Source organism: Chloroflexota bacterium (genome assembly GCA_009840625.1).
Taxonomy (GTDB): domain Bacteria; phylum Chloroflexota; class UBA11872; order UBA11872; family VXNJ01; genus VXNJ01.
The window spans coordinates 718,084-720,172 of the sequence record VXNJ01000001.1; the positions used below are offsets into that span (position 1 = coordinate 718,084).

Annotated in this window: 1 CRISPR repeat array. The window is 65.7% G+C overall.

Annotated elements, in window-relative coordinates:
* Positions 1–2,088: direct repeats of the CRISPR family, unit length 37 nt; unit sequence GTTGCGCCCGGCCTTCGGGACGGGCGGGGATTGAAAC.
* Position 2,089: the final 1 nt, after the last annotated feature.

A 2,089-nucleotide genomic window follows, 5' to 3' on the forward strand; every position in this document is an offset into this window, starting at 1 on the left:
GTTGCGCCCGGCCTTCGGGACGGGCGGGGATTGAAACGACCGCAACCTCAACATCACGCTGCGCACGATCGAGTTGCGCCCGGCCTTCGGGACGGGCGGGGATTGAAACCTGTACCGGCTTTAAGTACGCTCCGAGCCAGTAGCCGAGTTGCGCCCGGCCTTCGGGACGGGCGGGGATTGAAACTCCTGCAGGGCCACCGACGTGCGCTCGGCGACGACGTTGCGCCCGGCCTTCGGGACGGGCGGGGATTGAAACACCGAAGGGGTTAAGCAGCTATCGGTGGAGACTGGCGTTGCGCCCGGCCTTCGGGACGGGCGGGGATTGAAACGCCTAGCCGATGGCCTTCAAGCCGCGCTTTGACGCAGGTTGCGCCCGGCCTTCGGGACGGGCGGGGATTGAAACATGTCCACGGCCGCGCAGAAACTAAAACACGCCCTGTTGCGCCCGGCCTTCGGGACGGGCGGGGATTGAAACATCGCAGTGAATGTGCAACTGTCCACCAAAGAACGGGGGTTGCGCCCGGCCTTCGGGACGGGCGGGGATTGAAACCTGCTGAAGCGGATCCAGGTGGGCCTGGCCACCGACAGTTGCGCCCGGCCTTCGGGACGGGCGGGGATTGAAACGATTCCCTGGCCGATCTGATGGACGTGTGGTGGGGCGTTGCGCCCGGCCTTCGGGACGGGCGGGGATTGAAACGATAGAAAGCTGTGCTGGCCAGCGAAAGCGTCAATCAGTTGCGCCCGGCCTTCGGGACGGGCGGGGATTGAAACCTCTCCGGAGCTGCGCCGGCGCGCAGTTTGAACATAGGTTGCGCCCGGCCTTCGGGACGGGCGGGGATTGAAACAATGGCAAGTGCTGTAGCAATCACTGGCACAGGTGAAGTTGCGCCCGGCCTTCGGGACGGGCGGGGATTGAAACGGGGTAGCAGTCGTCGACCAGGTTGAGCTGCTCAAGTTGCGCCCGGCCTTCGGGACGGGCGGGGATTGAAACGAGGGTTTTCGTGGAATTTGGGCTGCTGGACAGACGTTGCGCCCGGCCTTCGGGACGGGCGGGGATTGAAACAAACGATGCACTTGAACCGCTTTGTGCGAAGCGTGGTTGCGCCCGGCCTTCGGGACGGGCGGGGATTGAAACACGGCGGCAAGCCGCGACCTGACCGCCTGGTGCTGGTTGCGCCCGGCCTTCGGGACGGGCGGGGATTGAAACTTCTGAAATTGCCAGAGCCTGAGCAGGTCCGTCATCAGTTGCGCCCGGCCTTCGGGACGGGCGGGGATTGAAACAGGAATAATCCTGCCGCTCGCTGGAATATCGGAGTGCGTTGCGCCCGGCCTTCGGGACGGGCGGGGATTGAAACATCGAGGACATCCACGATGTAGCGCCCGGCCTCGGAGATGTTGCGCCCGGCCTTCGGGACGGGCGGGGATTGAAACATGGGGATCGTGGTGCAGGAGGTGTTGGCGTTCCTGGTTGCGCCCGGCCTTCGGGACGGGCGGGGATTGAAACTCGTCATAGCGCATCGATCGCCCGCGCATGGCCGGTTGCGCCCGGCCTTCGGGACGGGCGGGGATTGAAACAGTTCGGAAGTCGCGCCGGCGGGCAACACATTCCGCGTTGCGCCCGGCCTTCGGGACGGGCGGGGATTGAAACAGCCAGGGCGCGCGCCTGCAGACGGTCTTCACCGCGTTGCGCCCGGCCTTCGGGACGGGCGGGGATTGAAACTCGATCAACTGACTGGCCACGGCCATATTCATGGAGCGTGTTGCGCCCGGCCTTCGGGACGGGCGGGGATTGAAACAAGGAGATCCTGGCCGGCCTTGATCCGCGCGATGTGGGTTGCGCCCGGCCTTCGGGACGGGCGGGGATTGAAACGCGGGAACGCGTCGGCACTCAAGCTGGAACGGACGTTGCGCCCGGCCTTCGGGACGGGCGGGGATTGAAACTATCAGAACAGCGAGTCGGGCAAGGCGTGGTGCGGCGTTGCGCCCGGCCTTCGGGACGGGCGGGGATTGAAACGTGTTTTGACCAGCCTGCCCGGATTCGATGTCGGCGGGTTGCGCCCGGCCTTCGGGACGGGCGGGGATTGAAACT